At 32.2% G+C, this 20,917-nt stretch carries 20 protein-coding genes; 17 read left to right on the top strand and 3 right to left on the bottom strand.

Translation table 11 applies throughout. The features are described from left to right. The first annotated feature begins 42 nt into the window (after positions 1-42). The 11 genes from J2S15_RS18940 (at position 43) to J2S15_RS18890 (ending at position 9,163) form a co-directional block, all read left to right on the top strand. Positions 43-1,158: a fructose-specific PTS transporter subunit EIIC gene (locus tag J2S15_RS18940; protein WP_307411573.1), complete on the top strand. Its 1,116-nt coding sequence runs from the start codon at positions 43-45 to the stop codon at positions 1,156-1,158. Continuing rightward, positions 1,112-1,618: a PTS sugar transporter subunit IIA gene (locus J2S15_RS18935; protein ID WP_307411572.1), complete on the top strand. Its 507-nt coding sequence runs from the start codon at positions 1,112-1,114 to the stop codon at positions 1,616-1,618. The genes J2S15_RS18940 and J2S15_RS18935 overlap by 47 nt, the downstream gene beginning before the upstream one ends. Next, positions 1,618-1,926, top strand: a complete 309-nt coding sequence (locus J2S15_RS18930) for a PTS fructose transporter subunit IIB (RefSeq protein ID WP_307411571.1) — start codon at positions 1,618-1,620, stop codon at positions 1,924-1,926. The genes J2S15_RS18935 and J2S15_RS18930 overlap by 1 nt, the downstream gene beginning before the upstream one ends. Before the next feature lie 97 nt (positions 1,927-2,023). Further along, a complete protein-coding gene (locus J2S15_RS18925; RefSeq protein WP_307411570.1) occupies positions 2,024-3,013 on the top strand; it encodes a Gfo/Idh/MocA family protein in 990 nt (329 codons plus the stop codon). Between the two features lie 6 nt (positions 3,014-3,019). After that, positions 3,020-4,042, top strand: coding sequence for an NAD-dependent epimerase/dehydratase family protein (locus tag J2S15_RS18920; protein WP_307411569.1), 1,023 nt, complete (start codon positions 3,020-3,022; stop codon positions 4,040-4,042). Positions 4,043-4,052: 10 nt separating this feature from the next. Then, positions 4,053-4,886 (top strand): alpha/beta hydrolase, encoded by an 834-nt coding sequence (locus J2S15_RS18915; protein WP_307411568.1) that lies wholly within the window; start codon positions 4,053-4,055, stop codon positions 4,884-4,886. Positions 4,887-4,969: 83 nt separating this feature from the next. Beyond that, positions 4,970-5,938, top strand: a complete 969-nt coding sequence (locus J2S15_RS18910; RefSeq protein ID WP_307411567.1) for a lactonase family protein — start codon at positions 4,970-4,972, stop codon at positions 5,936-5,938. Between the two features lie 3 nt (positions 5,939-5,941). Then, a complete protein-coding gene (locus J2S15_RS18905) occupies positions 5,942-6,583 on the top strand; it encodes a YczE/YyaS/YitT family protein (RefSeq protein ID WP_307411565.1) in 642 nt (213 codons plus the stop codon). A gap of 62 nt (positions 6,584-6,645) precedes the next feature. After that, the gene (locus J2S15_RS18900) at positions 6,646-6,870 is read left to right on the top strand and encodes a hypothetical protein (RefSeq protein WP_307411564.1); all 225 of its coding nucleotides are present in this window, start codon (positions 6,646-6,648) and stop codon (positions 6,868-6,870) included. A gap of 213 nt (positions 6,871-7,083) precedes the next feature. Beyond that, entirely contained in the window at positions 7,084-7,644 is a 561-nt protein-coding gene (locus J2S15_RS18895; RefSeq protein ID WP_307411563.1) for a flavin reductase family protein, read from the top strand. Positions 7,645-7,807: 163 nt separating this feature from the next. Next, positions 7,808-9,163: an MATE family efflux transporter gene (locus J2S15_RS18890; protein ID WP_307411561.1), complete on the top strand. Its 1,356-nt coding sequence runs from the start codon at positions 7,808-7,810 to the stop codon at positions 9,161-9,163. An 87-nt stretch (positions 9,164-9,250) separates the two neighbouring features. Here the strand turns inward: J2S15_RS18890 and J2S15_RS18885 are convergent, their stop codons facing one another. The 3 genes from J2S15_RS18885 to J2S15_RS18875 all read right to left on the bottom strand — a co-directional run bounded on the left by J2S15_RS18885 (position 9,251) and on the right by J2S15_RS18875 (position 12,186). Beyond that, a complete protein-coding gene (locus J2S15_RS18885) occupies positions 9,251-10,024 on the bottom strand; it encodes a MurR/RpiR family transcriptional regulator (protein WP_307411551.1) in 774 nt (257 codons plus the stop codon). Positions 10,025-10,147: 123 nt separating this feature from the next. Next, positions 10,148-11,158: a Gfo/Idh/MocA family protein gene (locus J2S15_RS18880; RefSeq protein WP_307411548.1), complete on the bottom strand. Its 1,011-nt coding sequence runs from the start codon at positions 11,156-11,158 to the stop codon at positions 10,148-10,150. A gap of 2 nt (positions 11,159-11,160) precedes the next feature. Beyond that, a complete protein-coding gene (locus tag J2S15_RS18875) occupies positions 11,161-12,186 on the bottom strand; it encodes a Gfo/Idh/MocA family oxidoreductase (protein ID WP_307411546.1) in 1,026 nt (341 codons plus the stop codon). A 203-nt stretch (positions 12,187-12,389) separates the two neighbouring features. On the opposite strand from J2S15_RS18875, the gene J2S15_RS18870 reads away from it, so the two are divergent. The 6 genes from J2S15_RS18870 (at position 12,390) to J2S15_RS18845 (ending at position 20,904) form a co-directional block, all read left to right on the top strand. Then, complete coding sequence (locus J2S15_RS18870; RefSeq protein WP_307411543.1) at positions 12,390-13,217, top strand: AEC family transporter; 828 nt, start codon at positions 12,390-12,392, stop codon at positions 13,215-13,217. A gap of 308 nt (positions 13,218-13,525) precedes the next feature. After that, positions 13,526-14,884, top strand: coding sequence for an RNA polymerase sigma factor (locus J2S15_RS18865; protein WP_307411540.1), 1,359 nt, complete (start codon positions 13,526-13,528; stop codon positions 14,882-14,884). 28 nt (positions 14,885-14,912) lie between these two features. Next, a complete protein-coding gene (locus J2S15_RS18860; RefSeq protein WP_307411538.1) occupies positions 14,913-16,619 on the top strand; it encodes a toxin Cry1Ac domain D-VI-related protein in 1,707 nt (568 codons plus the stop codon). A 117-nt stretch (positions 16,620-16,736) separates the two neighbouring features. Beyond that, positions 16,737-17,510: a DeoR/GlpR family DNA-binding transcription regulator gene (locus tag J2S15_RS18855; RefSeq protein ID WP_307411536.1), complete on the top strand. Its 774-nt coding sequence runs from the start codon at positions 16,737-16,739 to the stop codon at positions 17,508-17,510. Between the two features lie 132 nt (positions 17,511-17,642). Continuing rightward, positions 17,643-19,994 (top strand): glycyl radical protein, encoded by a 2,352-nt coding sequence (locus tag J2S15_RS18850; RefSeq protein WP_307411533.1) that lies wholly within the window; start codon positions 17,643-17,645, stop codon positions 19,992-19,994. Then, positions 19,957-20,904, top strand: coding sequence for a glycyl-radical enzyme activating protein (locus J2S15_RS18845; protein WP_307411531.1), 948 nt, complete (start codon positions 19,957-19,959; stop codon positions 20,902-20,904). Before J2S15_RS18850 ends, J2S15_RS18845 begins: the two co-directional genes overlap by 38 nt. Positions 20,905-20,917 lie beyond the last annotated feature (13 nt).

The raw sequence follows: 20,917 nt of genomic DNA, 5'->3' as shown, positions 1-20,917 counted from the left end.
CCGGTTGAATAAATGCATTAAGTAAAAAAGGAGAAAATAGAAATGAAAGATTTAATAGATGTTTTCAAGAATCTTAAGAAGCATATCCTTGCTGGGGTTTCGTATTTAATTCCAGTAGTAGTGGTTGGGGGAATATTCTGTGGTATTGGTGTTGCGTTTGGGGGAACAGCTCCTTGGGAAACACCTGATACACCAGGTTACTTCTTTTTCTTACTAGGAAAAGTAGGGATAAATTTAATGCCAGCAGTAATTGGGGCATATATTGCGAATTCGATTGCTGATAAACCAGCAATCGCACCAGGGTTATTACTTGGGCAAGTTGCTCAAGATTGTGGAGCAGGATTTCTAGGAGGGATCATTGGAGGTCTCTTTGCAGGTATTGTTGTATTATATATGAAGAAAGTTAATGTACCTAAGAATTTAAAAGCAATGTGGTCAATTATTGTAATACCAGTAATTACTGTAGGTATTGGAGCATTCTTTATGCAATATGGTATTGGTAATTTAATTGTTGCATTTACAGATTGGTTAACAGAGTTTGCTACGAATATGGGAACAGGAAACTTAGCGTTATTAGCTATCGTAATTGGATTCTTTGGATCTATCGATTTAGGGTTATTTGGAAATAAAGCATTAGGGGCAGTTCCATTAGCAATGTTAAGTACAATTGATCCAGCAACAGGAATGCCAGTAATGATTGCACAGCAATTAATGCTGATTTGTGTTACAACATGTGCAATTCCACCACTTGTATGTTCTTTGGCTACAATTGTTCGACCAAAGAAATTTAGTGAAGAAGAACGAGAAGCAGGAAAAGCTGCTGGTTTCTTAGGAGTATTTGGAATTACGGAAGGTGCGATTCCATTGGCATTATCAGATAAGATTACATATGCAGGATGTATCATTGGAACCATCGTTGGTTGTGTAGCTGCTTCATTTACAGGAGCTGGAACCATCGTTAACTGGGGTGGATTACCAAACCTTCCAGGTATGACAAATATTCCATTGGCATTAATTGCATGGGCAATTGGTATTGTTGTTGGAGCAGCCTTCATTATTATCTTTAAGAAACCATCTTCTGAAACAGAAGGAAAAGAAGTGGAAGAAAAAGATGCAAAAGTTACACAACAAGGTGAAGAATTTAACTTGGATTTCTAGAAAGGATTATTATATGCTGATTAATAAAGAACTAATTCAATTAGATGTAGAGTATAAAACAAAAGAAGAAGTAATTGAGAATGTGGCTAAGCTGTTTGATAATGAAGCAAAACTGAATGATTTATCTGGATATATTCAGGCAGTTAAGGATAGAGAGGCAGAAGTCTCGACAAACATGGGAGACCATATTGGGATTCCTCATGCACGTACCAATACTGTAAAGGAACCAGGTCTAGCCTTTGTAAGATTGAAAGATCCAATCAAATGGGATGATAATGGAGAAGTACAAATTGTGTTTCAAATTGCTGTTCCTGAGACTGGAGGAGACTTACATTTAAAAATATTATCGAAATTAGCCAGAAAGCTAATCTATGAAGAATTTAAACAGAAGTTGTTTAATGTTCAAAGTGAAGATGAAGTGCTATCATTAATACAAGAGGCAACAGGAGGACTAGTGTAATGAAATTATTATCAGTAACGGCTTGTGCTGCAGGTGTAGCACATACATTTATGGCAGCAGAGTCAATTGAGAATGCAGCAAAAGCTAGAGGACATGAAATCAAAGTGGAAACACAAGGTGCTCTTGGAATTGAAAACAGAATTACTGCAGATGATATCAAAGAAGCAGATGCAATAATTATGACAACGGATATTCCAATTAGAGAACGTGACCGTTTTGAATCATTGAAAGTGTTCAATGTTAGTTCAACAGCAATGATTAAATCAGCAAATAAGATTATTGAAGCAGTAGAAGAAAACTGTAAATAATCACAACTAGAGAATTATTAGCAGATCAGTTTCTTACAAATAAATAGTATGAACACTGATCTGCTCTTTTTAATATGGGATTTTAAGGAGGAAATACATGAATATAGGAATTATAGGATCTGGACTAATTGTTCAGGTAGCACTTGATATCTATGAGCGAATTGATGATGTAAAGTGTACAGCAATGTATTGTCGAAGTGTAGATAAAGAGTCAGCACAAGAGGTAGTGAATAAATATAAGATTGATAACTTATATGACAATATAGATCAGTTTTTAGAAGACAGTAGTTATGGCACAATTTATATTGGAGTTATTAATAGTACACATTACGAGTTTGCGAAAAAAGCATTGTTGGCAAACAAACATGTTATTTGTGAGAAACCATTTACTTCTACATATGCAGAAGCAAAAGAATTAGCAGAATTAGCGAAACAACAAAATCGTATGTTGTTTGGAGCAGTGAGATTACGTACGCTGAAGAACTTTGAAGAAATAAAAAATACCATTCCTTCATTAGGTGATATAAAAATGATGCAGTGTAATTACTCACAATACTCCAGAAGATATGATAAATATTTAGAACATGTAGTATTACCAGCATTTGACCCTGAATTATCTGGAGGATGTTTATATGACATTAATGTATATAATGTTCATTTTGTAGTGAGTTTATTTGGAAAACCAGAAACAGTACAGTATTATCCAAATAAAGGATATAATGGAATCGATACATCAGGAATTCTAATTCTTGATTATGGGACATTCAAAGCAGTATGTTGTGCAGCGAAAGATTCAGCGAGTCCAGCATATGTCACAATGCAAGGGACAAAAGGTTATATTGAGGTAAGATCAATGCCAGCACAAGTAGCAAATGTAAATGTTGTACTTGGTGATAAACAATATGGAATTGATTTGGATGAAATTGATGATGCAATGGAAAGTGAATTCCGTTCATTATTTGAAATCATTAAAGAAAAAGATTATGCACGGATGGAAACATATCTGAACGATACATTAATTGCAATGAAAGTTTTAGATGATGGTAGAAAGAGTGCAAATCTTGAATTTGCAGCAGACAGAAAGTAGGTAAATATGAAAAAGGTATTAATCATTGGTGGTACTGGGACAATTTCTTCTCCGATCACAAAGAAGTTAGCAGATGACAAAGATGTAGAACTTTATGTTTTAAATCGTGGTACAAACAACGGTAAACTTCCACAGGGAGTAAATCACATCAAAGGAAACATTCAGGAAGTTGAAACAATGAAAGAGATTATGAAAGATTATTCTTTTGATAGTGTAATTAACTTTATTGTATGGAGTCCTGCAGATGCGAAAAACAATGTAGAGATTTTCCAAGGAAAAACGAAACAGTTTATTTATATCAGTACAGTATGTGTATTGAATCATGAAGTTACTTGCAACATTGATGAGACTTGTGCAATTGGTAATGAATATTCTGACTATGGTCAATCAAAGGCAGCAGCAGAAAAAGTATTCTTGGATGCAAAAGAAGCGACTGGATTTCCTGCTACTATTGTAAGACCAACCCAGACATATTCGGATCATCGTATTCCACTAAGTGTAAAAGGTGGAGGTTGCTGGCCAGTGGTAAGTAGAATGCTTCGTGGTAAAAAAGTAATAATTCATGGTGATGGTCAGTCAGTCTGGGCTAGTACACATGCTGATGATTTTGCCGAAGGTTTTTATAAACTGGTAGCGAATGATACAACAATTGGTGAAATCTATCAAATTATGAATCCAGAACCTCATACATGGGATATGATTTATCAGGCACTTGCAGAGTTGTTGAATGTAGAATACAAGCCTGTCTATATTGGTACTGATATTTTAAAACTATCTAAAACATATAATTTTATGGGTTCAATACAAGGTGATAAACGTTGGTCAAACATTTTTGATATTTCAAAAGTACAAGCGAAAAATCCTGAGTTTGAATGTAAAATCAGTTATAAAAAAGGGCTAGAACTGTATTTAGAATTTATGGATGCACATCCTGAGCAAAAGAAAGAAGAACCAGAATTTGATGAGTGGTGTGATAAAACAATTGCATTATACGAAGAAATGATTTCTTCATTAGATGGAAAACTGTAAGGAGCAACTTATGGAATTTAAAGATTATCAATTAGTTGATGGAAAGTATGATTTATTGGGTGATGGTACTTGTATCTACGACATTGCATATAAAACTGATTCATCAAAGAATACATTAGATTTATATCTTCCAAGTATTAAGAAAGAGAAATATCCAGTTGTTGTATTTATCCATGGTGGTGGATTTGTAGGTAGTGATAAAGGTCGACATCTTACAGGGATATTGAATTGTCTGCAGGATGGATATGCGGTAGCTAGTATTAATTATCGTTTGAATGATGAGGTAGTCTATCCAAGCATTGTATATGATTGTGTAGATGCAATTAGTTTTCTGGCTAGTCAGGACGAGTATCATTTAGACAAAGATAAGATTCTATTGTGGGGAGAAACGCATGGTGGCTTTATCGCTAGCAGCATTGGAATTCAATATCATACAACTGAAGTATATAAATTAGCTGGAGTAATTAGTTTCTATGCACCTATTGATCTATATGCATATCATAAGTATCAAATTGATACAAATCAGGTAATGAAGATAAATGATGTAATTCTAGATGAGAAATCATTTGGAAAACAAGGTGATGAATTATTAAATCTATTAAAGACATATGATGTATTATCTTTGATTGATGGTGCACAACCACCATTTTATTTACTGCATGGTAAAAAGGATACATCAGTTCCAATTGAATATTCTTATCGATTTGCAGATGCATTAAAAGAAAAGGGTGTACCTTGTACATTGGATATTGTAGAAGATGGAACTCATGGAATAGATTTCTATGCCTGCGAGAAATACAATACACCAATTCGAACATTTATTAATACTGTATTTGAAGAATAATAGAAGTATCTAGTTGTTTTAAAGAATTAAACTATTATATATAGTGAAGAAAAAAGTAATAGAATTAGGATTGGAGAAACTGTATGAATCAAGATAAATCAATTGAAATGATGATATGTTACTATGGTAAAGAAGGATATAGCAAAAGTGGAATTATGTATTGCAGGTATCAGCCTGAACTTCAGACATTTGAAATAATTGATGATGCTCGTGTAGGTGGAAAAATTAACTTTATTCTATGGAATAAGGAGCAGGTATTAGTACCAGTAGCAGATGGTAATCAAACCGGAATAAAAGTTTTTTCGTTAGAAAATGATAAATTAAATGAGAGTCGTTTTCTAAATACAGAATACTTTTATAGTTATGGTGTAATGAAAAATAAAGACTATGGATATTTTTCAAGTTTTTCATCTGGAGTAGATGCAATTATAGACTTTCATAAAGACAGCGAAATTGATACAATAGAGTACGAAGGTGGAAAATCTCATTACATCAATTTACTTAATGATGGAAGAATTTATGCACTGGATAATGGAAATGATATGCTATATGTATATCAGGACAACAATAAAGAATTAGAAATTGAAAAGAAAATTAGTTTTGGAAATGAATCACCAAGACTGATGCCGTTACATCCAAATGGAAAACGAGCATATTTATTAATGCAGAGAACGAATCAGATAGTGGTATTTGATACAGAGGACTTTGATGAACTACAACGTATTGATATTCCTGGAGCAACGATTGATGTTGATTTCTGTGGAGGAATATTTGTTGATAAGTCAGGTACTTATGTATGTGCAACGATTCGTGTGAAGAATGAAATTGCATTATTTAAGATTGATAAGAATGGATTACTGATATATCTTGATTCGCAAGCCTGTGGGGAAATGCCAAGAGACTTAACCAGTGAACAAGAGTATATGTTTATCACATGTTCTTATAGCAATCGTATTGAAGTAATGAAAATAGAAAATGATAAATTGGTGAAACTGGATACATATCTGGAAATTGATCAGCCAATTACATTTGCCAATAAGGAGAATATATAAGTTATGTATAAGAAAAGTTTACTTTTATTTGTTGGAGTTGTCGTTTGTGCGATGGGAACTTCCTTTGTCATCAAAGGAGCAATTGGTGCTAGTGCATGGGATGCACTTAGTCAAAGCATCAGTGGTGTAACCAGTCTTAAGATTGGTACAGTATCTATGATTATTAATATATCATGTGTAGTTGCACAACTGATTATTGTACGACCAAAATCATTAATTACATATATATTGCAAATTGCAATTGCAGTAATATTTGGATCCGTACTTAACTTCTTCCTTTACCAAGTATTAGGACAAATAGAAGTAACAAATCTTGTCGTGAGAACAATCGCGGTAGTGATGGGAACCATCATTGCCGCATTTGCTGTTAGTTTTGTAATGTCATTAGACTTTGTAGGATTCCCATTAGAAAGTTTATGCAAGGTTTTATCAAAAAATAGTAAACTTGGATTTGGAAGAATCCGTCAGCTGGCTGATGTGATAAGTATGGCAATCGTCTTAATTATTACATTTGCTTTAGGTAATGAATTAACATTAGGTGTAGGAACAATTATTGGAGTGGTGTTATTTGGACCACTCATTGATTTATTTACATCTTCGATTCATCCTAAAATTCATAAGGCATTAAGTATCCAAATTAATTAAATTTATTCTTGAATAGATAAATTTAAGATTTAGTTATATAATATAACTAAAGAGGTGGTTGTATGAAGGATACGATTAAAGTAGTAACAGGAGTACTTATTCTTTTAAACTTTTTTATAATTCCTATGGCGTATACAAACTTTGTATGGATAATAATATGTGGGTTAATTGCAGCAAGTAGCTATTTTGACTATAAAGAGGATGGTAAAAGGATGACTTTATATGTAACAATCTTTTTTGTAGCTGCTACAATTATGTGGGCAGTTATGACGGTATTTCCTAGGTAATAATAATTTAACCTAGTTGCATAAATGGAAGACAAATTTATACTGAAACCAAGACACAACAGTAAGTTGTGTTTTTAAGCTATATAGACTTTAGGAAAGCAGTTATCTAACTATATCTATATAAAGAAAATAATACTTGTGTTGTAGTGAACTCTAAGTGTTATAGTATAGTTATAAATAATTTGATAAATGTTAAAACGAATGGAGGAAGAAATGAGAAAAAATTTAGGTGCTAAGCCATTTATGTATCCACAGCCAGTATTAATTATAGGAACATATGATCAAAATGGAGTTGCGAATGCAATGAATGCAGCTTGGGGAAGTATTGCTGATTTTAAGAAAGTAGCTTTATATTTATCAGCTACTCATAAAACGGTTAAAAATATTCTAAACAAAAAAGAATTTACGGTTAGTATGGCAACAGAAGATGAAGTGATTGTCTGCGATTATGTAGGTATTGTATCAGGAAATAAAAATCTGAATAAATTAGATAAAACAAACTGGACTATTGAGAAAAGCGAACATGCAGATGCTCCTACTTTCGCTGAATTACCAATGACTTTAGAATGTCGTTTGGAAAGTTATGATGAAGAGAGTGAACTTCTAGTAGGTACAATTATAAATGTAAGTGTTGATGAAGAGATTCTAGACGATAATGGACAGATCAATCCATTAAAGTTAAAACCAATTACGTTTGATGCATCAAATAATTCTTATATTGGGTTAGGTGCTAAAGTTGGTAATGCATTTAAAGATGGAAATCAGATAAAGTAAAATCTAAAGGTAATAAATAAAGAAACGGACGAAAGCGTTCGTTTTCATTTTTGTAACTTATTGAATTTCAAAATTAAACTACAAAATTTCATTTTCTTAGAAAAAACTATTGACTTGGAAGTTACTATACACTGTAGAATAGATAATAGATTAGGGGGAACATATGTTTAAATTAAAAGTAGATTTATTAAATGGAAATATATTAAAATCAGTTTTGCTGTTTGCATTACCACTGCTGATATCTAATTTTTTCCAACAACTATACAACACAATTGATACCATGATTGTTGGTAACTATTTGGGGGATGTATCATTAGCAGCAATTGGTGCAAGTACACCAGTATATGATTTATTAATTGGATTTGCATTAGGAATTGGTAATGGATTAAGTATTGTAACTGCACGAAGTTATGGTGCAATGGATGAAGATAAGATAAAGAAGTCAGTAGCTGGATCAATTGTAATTGGTGCAGTTGTTACAGTTGTTGTTATGGCATTATGTAGCTTTCTTTTATATCCATTATTAGAATTATTAAACACACCAGAAGCGATTATTGATGAAGCATATAGTTATATCTTTGTGATTACTATTGCAATTGGTGTTACCTTTCTTTATAACTTATGTGCTGGATTATTAAGAGCAATCGGAAATAGTGTGATGCCTTTAGTATTCTTAATACTATCTGCATTATTAAATGTAGTATTGGATTTATTATTAATTACACAGTTTGATATGGGAATTCAAGGTGCAGCAGTTGCGACAGTAATTGCGCAGGGAGTATCTGGAGTCTTATGTATTTTCTATATTTTAAGAAAAGCAAAAATTTTAGTTCCACATAGAGTACATTTTAATGTAGGAAGTGAAATGTATAAAGATCTTTGGTCACAAGGATTATCGATGGGATTTATGATGGCAATTGTATCAAGTGGAACATTGATTCTTCAATACGCAATTAATGAACTGGGATATTTGACGATTGCAGCACATACAGGAGCACGCAAATTGACGATGTTTTTTATGATTCCAGTATCTAGTCTTGCAATGTCTATCTCGACATTTGTATCGCAAAACAAAGGTGCAAATCAGATGGATCGAGTTCGTAAATCAGTATTCTATGCAAACATGTTATCAATAGGGTGGGGTATTATTATTTCAGTATTGATGTTGATTTTAGCTAGACCATTAATTCAGATTCTATCTGGTTCCAGTGAGGCAATAGTAATTGATAATGGAGCAAAATATCTGATGATCAATGCACCATTCTTTGGGGTATTGGGAATAGTGTTGAATGTAAGAAATGCATTACAGGGATTAGGAAGTAAGACATTACCACTTGTTTCTAGTATTATTGAGTTTATTGGAAAAATCATTTTTGTGGTTATTCTAATACCAGAAATGGGTTATATGGGTGTTATTCTTTGTGAACCACTAATCTGGTGTGCAATGGGTATTCAGTTAATGTATTCCTTCTATAAGAGCCCTAATATACAGGAGATGTTTGTGTTAGCAGAAGCATAAATACAATAAAGTAATAGAAAAAACCATGAAATTTTCAAAAGATATGAAGATTTCATGGTTTCATTTTCTTTATTAATCCAGTAATTTTTATAACTTATGTTTCTTTTCAAAAATACAGGCATACAAAATATCTAATAGGTAACCAAGAGACAATCCATATTGAAGTGATAAGAATTTATCACCTGTATAGAATAAATATAAGCTTTCATTACATACCAATTCTAATGCTCTTTCACTGCTGCTAGTGATAGCGATTGTAGTTACACTATGCTTACGAAGAGCATATGCAGTTTTAATCATAGTTGGATTATTACCACTATGACTTACAACCACACTGACACAATCTTTTGGATCCATTCGACTTAAATAATATTGGTTTAATGTATTGAATGCCTGTGCCTGAATATCAAGTGTATTTAGATTTAGACACATCTGTTGAATCTTTGGATAATTGATATCACTTGCATAAAAATCAATTCTCTTTGCTTTAACCATAGAAGTAACAATTCTTGAAAATGATTGTTGATTAATTAGTTGTTTGGTTTCCTTTACAACATATTGGTACAATTCTTCCATTATTTCAGGTGCATTACTAGCATCAACTTCTTTGTTTTCTGCATTCTCTTCATAGTGCTTTCTAGCTACATTTTCCTTAATAAAACTTAGTTGGAAATCAGGATATCCTTTAAATCCAATCTTCTTACAAAAACGAATAATTGTAGGAGAACTTACATATAATGCTTCTGCCAATTGTTTTGCATTCATTTCAAAAACACTTTCAGGATGTGCAACTATATAACTAACAATTTCACGTTCCTGAGTTGTTAGATTCTTTTGATTTTTAATTTTTTCTAGAATCATAAAAGTACCTCTACTATTAATCTAATAATACCATAATTAAAGAGTAAAGTATTTGCATGTGTTATCTTATAATGTATGCAAATACTTTATGTTTTATATTGTTTTAGTATATAGATTTCCTAGTTATTTATCAGCTGCAAATACAACACCAGCGCTTTTTCTAGCTTCTGTTTGTATTTGCATTGTGATTAAACTTATCTCTAACATTTCATGCATTTTTTTGATATCATTTTCTTTGATCATTCTTACAAACTCAACAAACTCAGGATACATTCTGTGTTTTCCTTCATTGTAGTCAACCTCTTCTCCACCATCTGCACTCATTTGTTTTGCATCAGTTTTATTCATCAATACTTTATAGTTTGAGATTACATTAAGACTAGAAGGAATAACAATGCATCCTTCATCACCTTGGATTGATGTAGATATTGGTGCTTTACAATCTTTAGCAGCAACACTGACACATTTGAAAGAACCATAATCAAGAGTAAGAACACCTGATGTATCAATTCCTCGTTCAATGTTTGCTTCGTAATTAATATGTTTAGGAGCACCGAATAAAGTAACTGCAAAGTTAATGTTGTAGATATTTAAATCCATCAATGCACCACCTGACATATCGGGGTTAAATGCTGGTAATACTTCACCTGCTTTGAATGCATCATATCTTGATGAGTATTGAGAATAACTCATTGATAATATTTTAATGTTTCCTAATTGAGGAAGCATTTCTTTAATTTTAAGTGCATTAGGAATATATCTAGTTGATACTGCTTCAAACAAAAATAGATTTTTAGCTTTTGTTAGTTCTACTAGTTCTAACGCTTCTTTATAATTAGAAGTAAATGGTTTCTCACAGATAACATGTTTACCTGACTCTAATGCTTTCTTACAAAATAAATAGTGTAAGTGATTTGGCACTGCTACATATACAGTATCAATTGTCTCGTCTTTCAACATAACATCTACATCAGTATAAGCAGATGGGATATTATTTTCTTTACACATTTCTAGTATCTTTGCTTCTTCTGTTGGTGTGGCACAAATTGCCTTTAATGACATTCCTTTAACTTCTGATGCAAATTGAAAGAAGTTGCTAATAATTGCACCTGCTCCAATAATTCCTACATTCATAACTATTTTGCCTCCTTCGCTAGTTGTGTACCTTTTTCAATGATTTCTAATACTGCAATTACTTCTTCGTCTTTTACTAGTTTCTCTGCATTATTCTCTAACATATCGTTAATGTTGTCATAAATGATTCCATAATCAGTAGCTTCTGTCGGTACTTTCATAGTGACATCTTTTCCATTTTCATCAATATAAGACAATGTACCCCAAGTTTCTTCTGGAAGTAAATCAAACGATACTTCAATCGGTCCTGGTTTTTGTTTTGCATTTGAATTGTGACCTAATGTGGGCATAATAAAGCTTCCTTTTTTTCCATGCACTGTAAATCTAGGATAATCGATTTTTACATAATAACTAGTCTTTACAATCGCCTTAAATGGATTGTCATAGAATAAATCAAAGTCATAATAATCATCTGCTTCACCTAAGTTAGAAACACTGCGACAATCATATACAACTTTATTTGGTTTTCCAAACTCACCAATGATTTGATCTAATGGGTGAACTGCAAGTCCATAAAGATAAGCCATGCGAGGACTATCCGCAATTTGTGGACGGTAGTAATCATAGTGTGATTCTAATTCCACTAATCCTCCAAGCACTCCTGATTCAATGACTTTACGCACTGTACGCATGTCTGAATCATAACGACGGTTCTGATTTGCCATTGCGATTAATCCTTTTTCTTTTGCATAATCGAAGACTTTTCTTGCTTCATCTGCAGTCATTGCAAATGGTTTTTCACATAGAACATTCTTACCATGTTCAAGTGCCATCATGGAATAATCTACATGGAATTCATTTGGTGTATTCACTACAACCAAATTTACCTCAGGATCTTTCATAACAACATCAATATCTGATGTGAAGATAATTTCTGGATACCAAGTTTCTCTTTCTGTATCACCAACACGATCTTCTTCTCTTCGATATACATACTTTACATTTATAAACTCTTCTCTCTTTTTCACATATGGTAAATGATAACGACATACACTATTACCAAAACCGATATAAGCAACAGTTAACATAGTAGTTCCTCCTCTTGTCAGTTTCATCATAGCAATAGCGAAAAATGAATTCTATGGGTGAGGGTTACTTCGTTATTCGATTACATGGATATCATCAAATCGTGAAATTCGATTACATAAAGATGGGGATTTTACTAAAAAGATTGTGATAAAAGACAGAAGTGATAAAATGAAACTATTAGTTTCTATATAAGGGGAAAACAATGGCAATAGATACAATATACTCACAAATGTTAATAATGGTAATCTTAATAATTATTGGTTATATTTTGGCGAAGAAAGAAATCATAACGGATAGTGGTGCAAATCAGATGACATCAATTATTTTATTTGTCTTTACTCCAGCAATTATTATAAAAGCATTTCTGATTCCATTTTCGCAAACACGATTAATGGAAATAGCATTGTGTTTTATTTTGAGTGCTGTTGCGATTGGTGTATCCATCGTAATAGCAACACTAGCTTTTCGTAAAGAAAAAAACCTAGAAAGATTTGGTATTGTGTTTAGTAATGCTGGTTTTATGGGCATTCCTTTAGTACAAGGTATTCTAGGTAGTTATCAGGTATTTTACTTATCAATTTACATGGTAGTTCAAAACTTATATGCTTGGACATATGGAATAAAACTTATTGATTCCAGTAATCGTAATTTCTCGCCATTAAAGCAATTAGCCAATCCAGCAGTTATAAGTTTCTTGGTTGGTATGTTTCTGTTCATAATTCAGTTACCAATTCCTGAGCCAATTTACAAAACTTTAGACTTATTAAGTAATGCAAATACACCAATGGCGATGATTTTAATTGGAACTTTCTTAGCGAAAGTAGACTTAGTTTCACTATTAAAAGGAAAGATTAATTATATGGTAAGTGTATTTCGACTTTTGGTTGTGCCAGCAGTTATTATGCTTCTTTTATCATTCTTGCCACAATCCTACACTGATATAAAGTATGTAATATTGATTGCATCCTCTACACCAGTAGGTGCTTTATTGGCTATGTTCTCGCAACTATATTCTAAAGATGTTGCATAAGGTACAAGAATAGTAAGTTTATCAAATATTCTATGCTTACTGACAATGCCAATGATGTTAATGATTGCATCGGCTTTGTGGTAAGTAAACTTTTATAGGCAAAGATATTATTGAATTTAATGACCTCTATGGAGGTTTTTTCTTTTGTCTGATATTTTCATAATAATAATGAACGATATTGCCAGTTTTCACGACAAATTAGTGGACCATAGAAAAAAATAAAAATTAAAAGCGAACCATAAATTTTTTCTACTCGTATAAGTAGTAGGGTAAGCATAATTTTGTTGATAAAGGAGGGCGAGAATATTATGGATGAAAAGGAAAAACTTACCCAGATAGTAAAAGCAGTACAAGAGGATATTGGTAAGTTTGATTTGTTATATTCACAAATCATTAATAAAGTATATTTCTGGTGCTATACAGTTGTTGGAAATGAGGCAGATGCAAAAGATGCCACACAGGAAGCAATGATTCGTATACATAAGAAAATGCACACATTAAGAAATGCAGAAACGTTTAATTCATGGATGTATCGATTAGTGAGAAACTCTTGTATTACTTACCTAAGGGCGCACAAAAAAGGTGAGTTTGAATTTCTGCATAATGATAATTATGACGAAAGTATAGAAGTCTATATTCATGATGAAAGAACTGAGAATATACCTAATAAAGCATATGACATGCAAGAAACAAAAGAGTTGATAACTAAATTAGTGGATGCTCTTCCTAGAAAACAAAAAGAAGTAATTACCCTATATTATTTAGAAGAATACAAAGTTGAAGAAATAGCAAAAATTTTAGATTACAATGTTGGATCGGTAAAATCGAGACTTCATGCTGGAAGAAAGAATTTGGGAGTACAGATTGAGAAATACCAGGAACAAAACAATGTAAAACTATATACAACAGCGATCTTGCCAATACTTGGATTAATTCTAAGTGAGTATCGAAAAGAGCTTTGTGATAAGCAAAACTTGCATTTTGATAACAGTATCTATACAAATCCTAATCCAACAATGCTGGGAAACCTTGCAAGTATAGTATCTGCTAAGGTGTTAATTGCTGCTATTACAGTTGCTATTGTAGTTGCTGGTGTAATCGGATTAAATCAATTCAATCAAGAAGACGTCATTTCATTACCTGCAAAAGGATTAAACAACTTATTTATAGATGATGTAGAGATGTTTAATAAGGCAAATAGTAATCCCTATATTGATAGTATTAGTTATCTTACATTTCCTACAAGAGACTCAATAGATATCGTAATTGGACTAAAAAATAATGTAGAAAATGATGACATTCAGATTCTATACAATCAAGAAGAAATATCTTTTGAAAAAGTAGAGAATGAATTATATTTGCAAGTTAATAAAAATGGGGAATATACAATCCAAATTAATAAGAAACAGGTTTCTTTTGAAATAACGAATATTGATGAATATGCACCAGTATTAATTAATGCTACGAATTATGGAAATTACTTGAAGTTAGATTTTGATGATGAGTATAAGAAAATAGATTATGAAAAATCATATATTGAATATCATAATGAGCAATATAAGATAGATAATAATTCCAAAGTTATAGGTGATTTTAAAGGGAATATAAAAATTATTGTATTCCACGAAAATGGATCACATGTTGGATACGTATTATATATAGAATAGAGTTGAGGATAAAATAAAGGAGAAACAAATGAAATTAAATAAAAAAATATTAATGAGTTTATTAACAGTTGGGATGTTATGTAGCTTAGTATTTTCAAATGCTGTTAAGGCAAACGAAACAGAAGTATCAGTATTAACTATTCCAACGGATTGGGCATTTACAGATGATTCAAAGCCTTTGAATGATGCTCTAATCACAAGGTATGGAACTGCAATTGATACAAATAATGACAAATATATTACTAAAAGTGAAGCAGCAGCTTATGTGGGTACAATTATGCTAAGTAATATGTCAATTGCAGGAACAATTGATGGAATTCAGTATTTTACACAAGTCACAGATATTCGATTAAATGGCAATCAACTTACTGGAGGGATACCAACTGATATAAAAAATCTAACTACTCTGAATACACTATATTTGAGCGTTAATCAATTTAACGGAACAATACCTTCTGAATTAGGAGAATTGAATATAACTAAATTATATATACAAGACAATGGGTTTACTGGAACTATCCCTGCTGCATTAGCAGATAATACAAATTTAACTCATTTAAATTTAGCGAGAAATAACTTAGAGGGGCCAATTCCAGAGGAATTTGGAAACCTTCTTAGTTTAAGTGAATTTTCAGTTGCTGAGAATAATTTATCAGGTGATATTCCTGAATCATTATATAATCTGCCTTCAATTACATATGTAAATGTTTCTGATAACTCAGGATTGAGTGGGAATGCAGCAGAAGGATTTAAAAATCATCCGACATTGGAAACATTGAGAGTGCAAGGTACTGATATGGTTCAAGCAAAACCAGAGGCGCCATTACTGAGTGATGATAAATTTATATATGATGATCTTGCAAGTGGACTTTTGAATGTTGATGGTACGCTTTCTGATGGTATAACGCAAGAAGATATCAATAAAGCACAGGATAGTGCAAATTGGTGGCAAGAACCAACAAAGAACGATTGGCAAACAAAAATTGACCAAGCTCAAGAGCTATTGAATCAAAGAGATGCAGAAAACGCAGTCAATGATTTATTTAATCCTGATGTCATAATCAAAGATACAGTAACGCAAGAAGATATCGAAAATGCTCAAGACTTAGTTGATAAAGTTAAAGATGTAGATAAGAAACAAGAACTGCAAGACAAACTAGATGATGCTCAAAAGCAACTTGATCAAAGAGATTTTGTAGTACTAGAAGGGTTTAAAACATTTACTGGTACAGGAACAGTAAATACAACAATTGATGCACCAGTAGAGAAATTCTTTAAGGTATATGTAGATGGTAAATTATTACCTTCAAGTAACTATGTAGTAACTAGTGGAAGCACAGTTATCACATTAAATGAAAACTATTTAAAAACATTAGCAAATGGAACATATAATGTAGATGTGGAGTTTGTAAGTGGCGCAAAAGTAAGTGTGCCATTAACAATAGATGTGAAAACAATAACAGATCCAATTGATCCTGTTAATCCAGTAGACCCTACTGATCCAACAAAACCAGTAGAACCAACAGATCCTACAACGCCTACGAAACCAACGAATCCTTCAGTAGATGTACCAACAGTATCAAAACCTAGTGTAGATCCAAGTATTTCTTCTTCAACAAATGGAAGTAATGTAAATACAGGGGATACTACAGATATGATGATGCTATATGGAATGTTGGCAGTATCAATCTTAGGAATTGTAGTTATTAGTAAAAGAAGAAAAGCAGTAAAATAGTAAACTAATTATTAAGGATTATTGAAGTAAATCAATAATCCTTTTTCCTACAGGAAATAATGATAGATTATCATTTAGTAGTTTTATGATATAATACTAATTAGTTGAGGTAATGCTATGTTTGTTGAAGAAAGACAGGAAATCATTCTTGAATTATTACGTGAAAATGGAAGAGTTCGAGTAAAAGATCTAAGTGAGAAGTTTGGGGTGACTCCAGATTTGATTCGTAAGGATCTTACTACAATGGAAGAAAAAGGACTGCTAAAAAAAGCCTATGGTGGTGCTGTTTTAGAACGTGTAAATATACATCGTAAAATAGCTTCACAAAGAAAAGAATTAAATACAAAGGAAAAAGCAAAGATTGCTCGTTTAGCATTATCGTTAATTAATGATGGTGATGTTGTATTCCTTGATATATCTACCAACAGTATTGAAGTAGCAAGATTACTTCAACAGTCTTCAAAACAAATTACAGTAGTTACAAACATGATTGATGTAATGTTAACTCTAACGAAATCGCAGACAATAAAGGTAATCTTTATTGGGGGTGAGTTAGACTTTGGTAGAGACGGTTTTGTGGGAAGTGTAGCCATTGAATCGATTCAAAAGTATCGCTTTGATATCGCCTTTATAGGGGTTGTAGGAGTGGATGTGTTTGAGGATAATGTATTCACTTATATGGATAATGATGGTATTACTAAGAAAACAATTCTTGCTGGTGCGAAAGCAACCTATATGTTATGTGAGAGTGATAAATTTATTCAAGGTGGTAATTATAGGTATGCTGCATTATCAGATTTTACTGGTGTGATTACGGATAAGAAACCATCAAAGGAAATAGTAAAAAGTATTAATAACTATAAATTAAAATTAATATATCCTGAAGCATAAGATGAAAATCTTATGTTTTCTTTTAATTTAAAGTAATAAAAATAAATAACAAATACGTTGACAATAATAAAAATAAATATATAATGAAAGTGTAAGAGATTGTCAATTTATTTATAAAACAGGAGAAATATCATGGAACTATTTCAAAGTGAAAGAATCAAAATATTAAAAGAAAAAATGCTTAATGAAAAACGATATGTTAGTATCGAACAGGCAAACATCATTACTGATATTTATAAACAGAATGAAGAAACTCCTGTCATTTTAAAACGTGCTTTATCATTACAAGCTGCATTAGAAAAAATTGAAATCGGAATTGAGCCTGAAGAATTAATTGTTGGTAATCGTACTAAAGGAGTAAGGGCAGGAGTTGTGTTTCCAGAAGGTGGCTGCTCTTGGGTAGATGAAGAGTTAGAAACACTACCAACAAGACCGCAAGATAAATTCAATGTTAGAGCAGAAGATATACAGACATTTCGTGAAGTAATTCTTCCTTATTGGAAAGGTAAAACATTAGAAGATGTAATTGCTAGACGTGGTGGAGAAAAGATAAAAGAAATCTCGAAGGTAGCTAAAATAAACCAAACGGATCATGCACAAGGACATATCTGTCCAAACTGCGATGAGTGGTTAAAAAAAGGACCATCTGTTATTAAACTGGAAGCAGAAGAAAAATTGAAAACAGCTGCTGCTAATCAACAAGATTTTTATAAAAGTGCAATTATTACAATGGATGGAGCTATTTCATTCATTAAACGATATCGTGATTTAGCATTACAGGAAGCAGGGAAAGAAGAAAACAAAGCTTATAGAGGAAGTTTAGAGAAGGTTGCTGAAGTTTGTGATAATTTAAGTAAACGACCTGCTGAATCCTTTCATGAAGCAGTACAGGCAACTTGGTTTTTATTTGTAATATTGCAGATGGAATCCAATGCATCTTCCTTCTCACCAGGGAGAATGGATAAATTTTTATATCCATATTATCAAAATGATATAGATAAAGGAATTATCACAAAGCAAGATGCATTAGAGGTTATAGAGTCTATCTGGTTAAAGTTTAACCAAATAGTATATCTTAGAAATAAGAACGGAGCAAAATACTTCGCTGGATTTCCTATTGGGTTTAATATCGCAATTGGGGGATTAGATGAACATGGAGAGGCTTATGAAAATGAGTTATCTTATTTATTTTTAGAAGCACAATCGCATCTAGGATTACCACAACCAAATTTATCAGTTAGACTAAATAAAAAGACAAGTGATCAATTGTTGAAGCAATCCATTCGTGTAGTCGCAAAAGGAAGTGGGATGCCTCAGTTCTTTAATGATGAATGTATTGTTCCTGGAATGATTGATTTAGGAATTGAGAAAAGAGATGCTTTAGACTATGCCATTGTTGGATGTGTTGAACTTACAACACAAGGGAATAATCTAGGGTGGAGTGATTCTGCAATGTTTAATTTAAATAAGGCGCTGGAGTTAACTCTTAATCATGGAATTTGTTTAATAAGTGGAAAGCAAATGAGTCCTGATTTTGGTGGCTTAGAGGATTATGCTACATTTGAAGAATTAGAAACGTCATTTGAAAAGATGATTGATTATTATATTACGAAAATGATTGAATGTTGTGAGTTAGTAGAAAAAGCTCATATTGATATTTTACCTTCACCTTTCTTATCATCAGTAATTGATAACTGTATGGAAAAAGGAATGGATGTTACAAGAGGAGGAGCAAAATATAATCTAAATGGTATCCAAATGATTCAGGTCGCCAATCTTGCAGATTCTTTTGCTACAATAAAAAAATTAGTTTTTGAAGAACATCGAGTTACAAAAGATGAAATGATGAGAGCTTTAAGAAGTAACTTTGAAAACGAAGTAATATTAAGACAAGTATTACTAAATAAAGTAGAAAAATATGGAAATGATGTTAAGTGGGTAGATGAACTTGGAGTGAAATGGGCTAGGAAGTTTAGACATAAACTAAGATCATATACGAATTATCGCGGAGGACCATATCACACAGGAATGTATACTGTATCTGCACATGTACCAATGGGAGAAAATGTTGGTGCTGGACCGGATGGAAGAATGTCACAAACACCGCTTGCAGATGGAGGAATGTCTGCAGTTTATGGAAGAGATATTAAAGGTCCTACAGCAGTGTTAAAATCAGTGTCAAGGTTAGATAATGATTTGACTACTAATGGTGGACTACTTAACTTGAAGTTCTTACCTGAATTTTTTCAAAATGAAACTGGTATCAACAAATTTGCTACATTTATGCGTTCCTTCGTTGATTTAGAAATACCACATGTACAGTTTAATGTTATTCGAAAAGAAGATTTGTTGGCAGCACAGAAAACTCCTGAGTTATATAGTTCATTAACCGTACGAGTCGCAGGATATACAGCATATTTCACTGAATTAGCTGGAGAACTGCAAAATGAAATTATTGCAAGGACAAGTTATGAAGACATCTAATATATCAGGAAATATTTTTGATATTAAAAGGTTTGCAACACACGATGGACATGGAATAAGAACAACCGTTTTCTTAAAGGGATGTCCACTGAAATGTGTATGGTGCCAGAATCCTGAAGGAATAAAACTAGAGCAACAAGTTTTATACTTTCGTAATAAATGTATCAAGTGTGGAACGTGTGTAAAGAATGCAAAACATAGTGGTGTCGAGATGAATGATAATGAAATTATTCTTCATCGTGATGCTAATGAAAATTGGGAAGAGCTACTATATCTTTGTCCAACTAATGCATTACAGTTTGACAGCAAAGAATATACACTTGATGAAGTAATGAATGAAATCAAAAAAGACCAAGTCTTTTATCGAGATACTGGCGGAGTTACTTTATCAGGAGGAGAACCATTTTATCAGTATGAGTTTCTTTATGAAATACTGAAACGATGCAAAGAAGGTAACATTCATACTGCGATTGAAACAACACTTGCAACATCTACAAAACAGTTAGAATCAGTATTACCTTATTTGGATCAGATTTATGTAGATATTAAAATTATGGATGATGAACAACACAAAAAATATGTAGGTGCTACAAATAAACGAATATTAGATAATATTAAATTCTTACTATCATCTGAGCATAGAGATAAGGTTATTATACGAACACCACTAATTCCTAACATTACTACAAGTCATAAAAATATAGAGAGAATTGTAGAGTTTCTTGTTAGTATTTATCCAGATGTAAAATATGAGCTATTAAACTATAATCCACTTGCACAAGCAAAATACAATTATATAGATGAGGAATATTGTTACAAGGATAATCCTAAACAGTACTCACAAGAGAAGATGAATGAATTTTATGATTTAGTTAGAGAATATGGAATACATAATTTAGTTATTGACTAAGAGGAGAGAAAAG

The sequence above is a fragment of the Breznakia pachnodae genome (genome assembly GCF_030814225.1).
In the GTDB taxonomy this organism is placed as follows: domain Bacteria; phylum Bacillota_I; class Bacilli_A; order Erysipelotrichales; family Erysipelotrichaceae; genus Breznakia; species Breznakia pachnodae.
The sequence above is the reverse complement of the archived record's forward strand: the minus strand, read 5'-3'. Positions and strand labels throughout refer to the sequence as shown.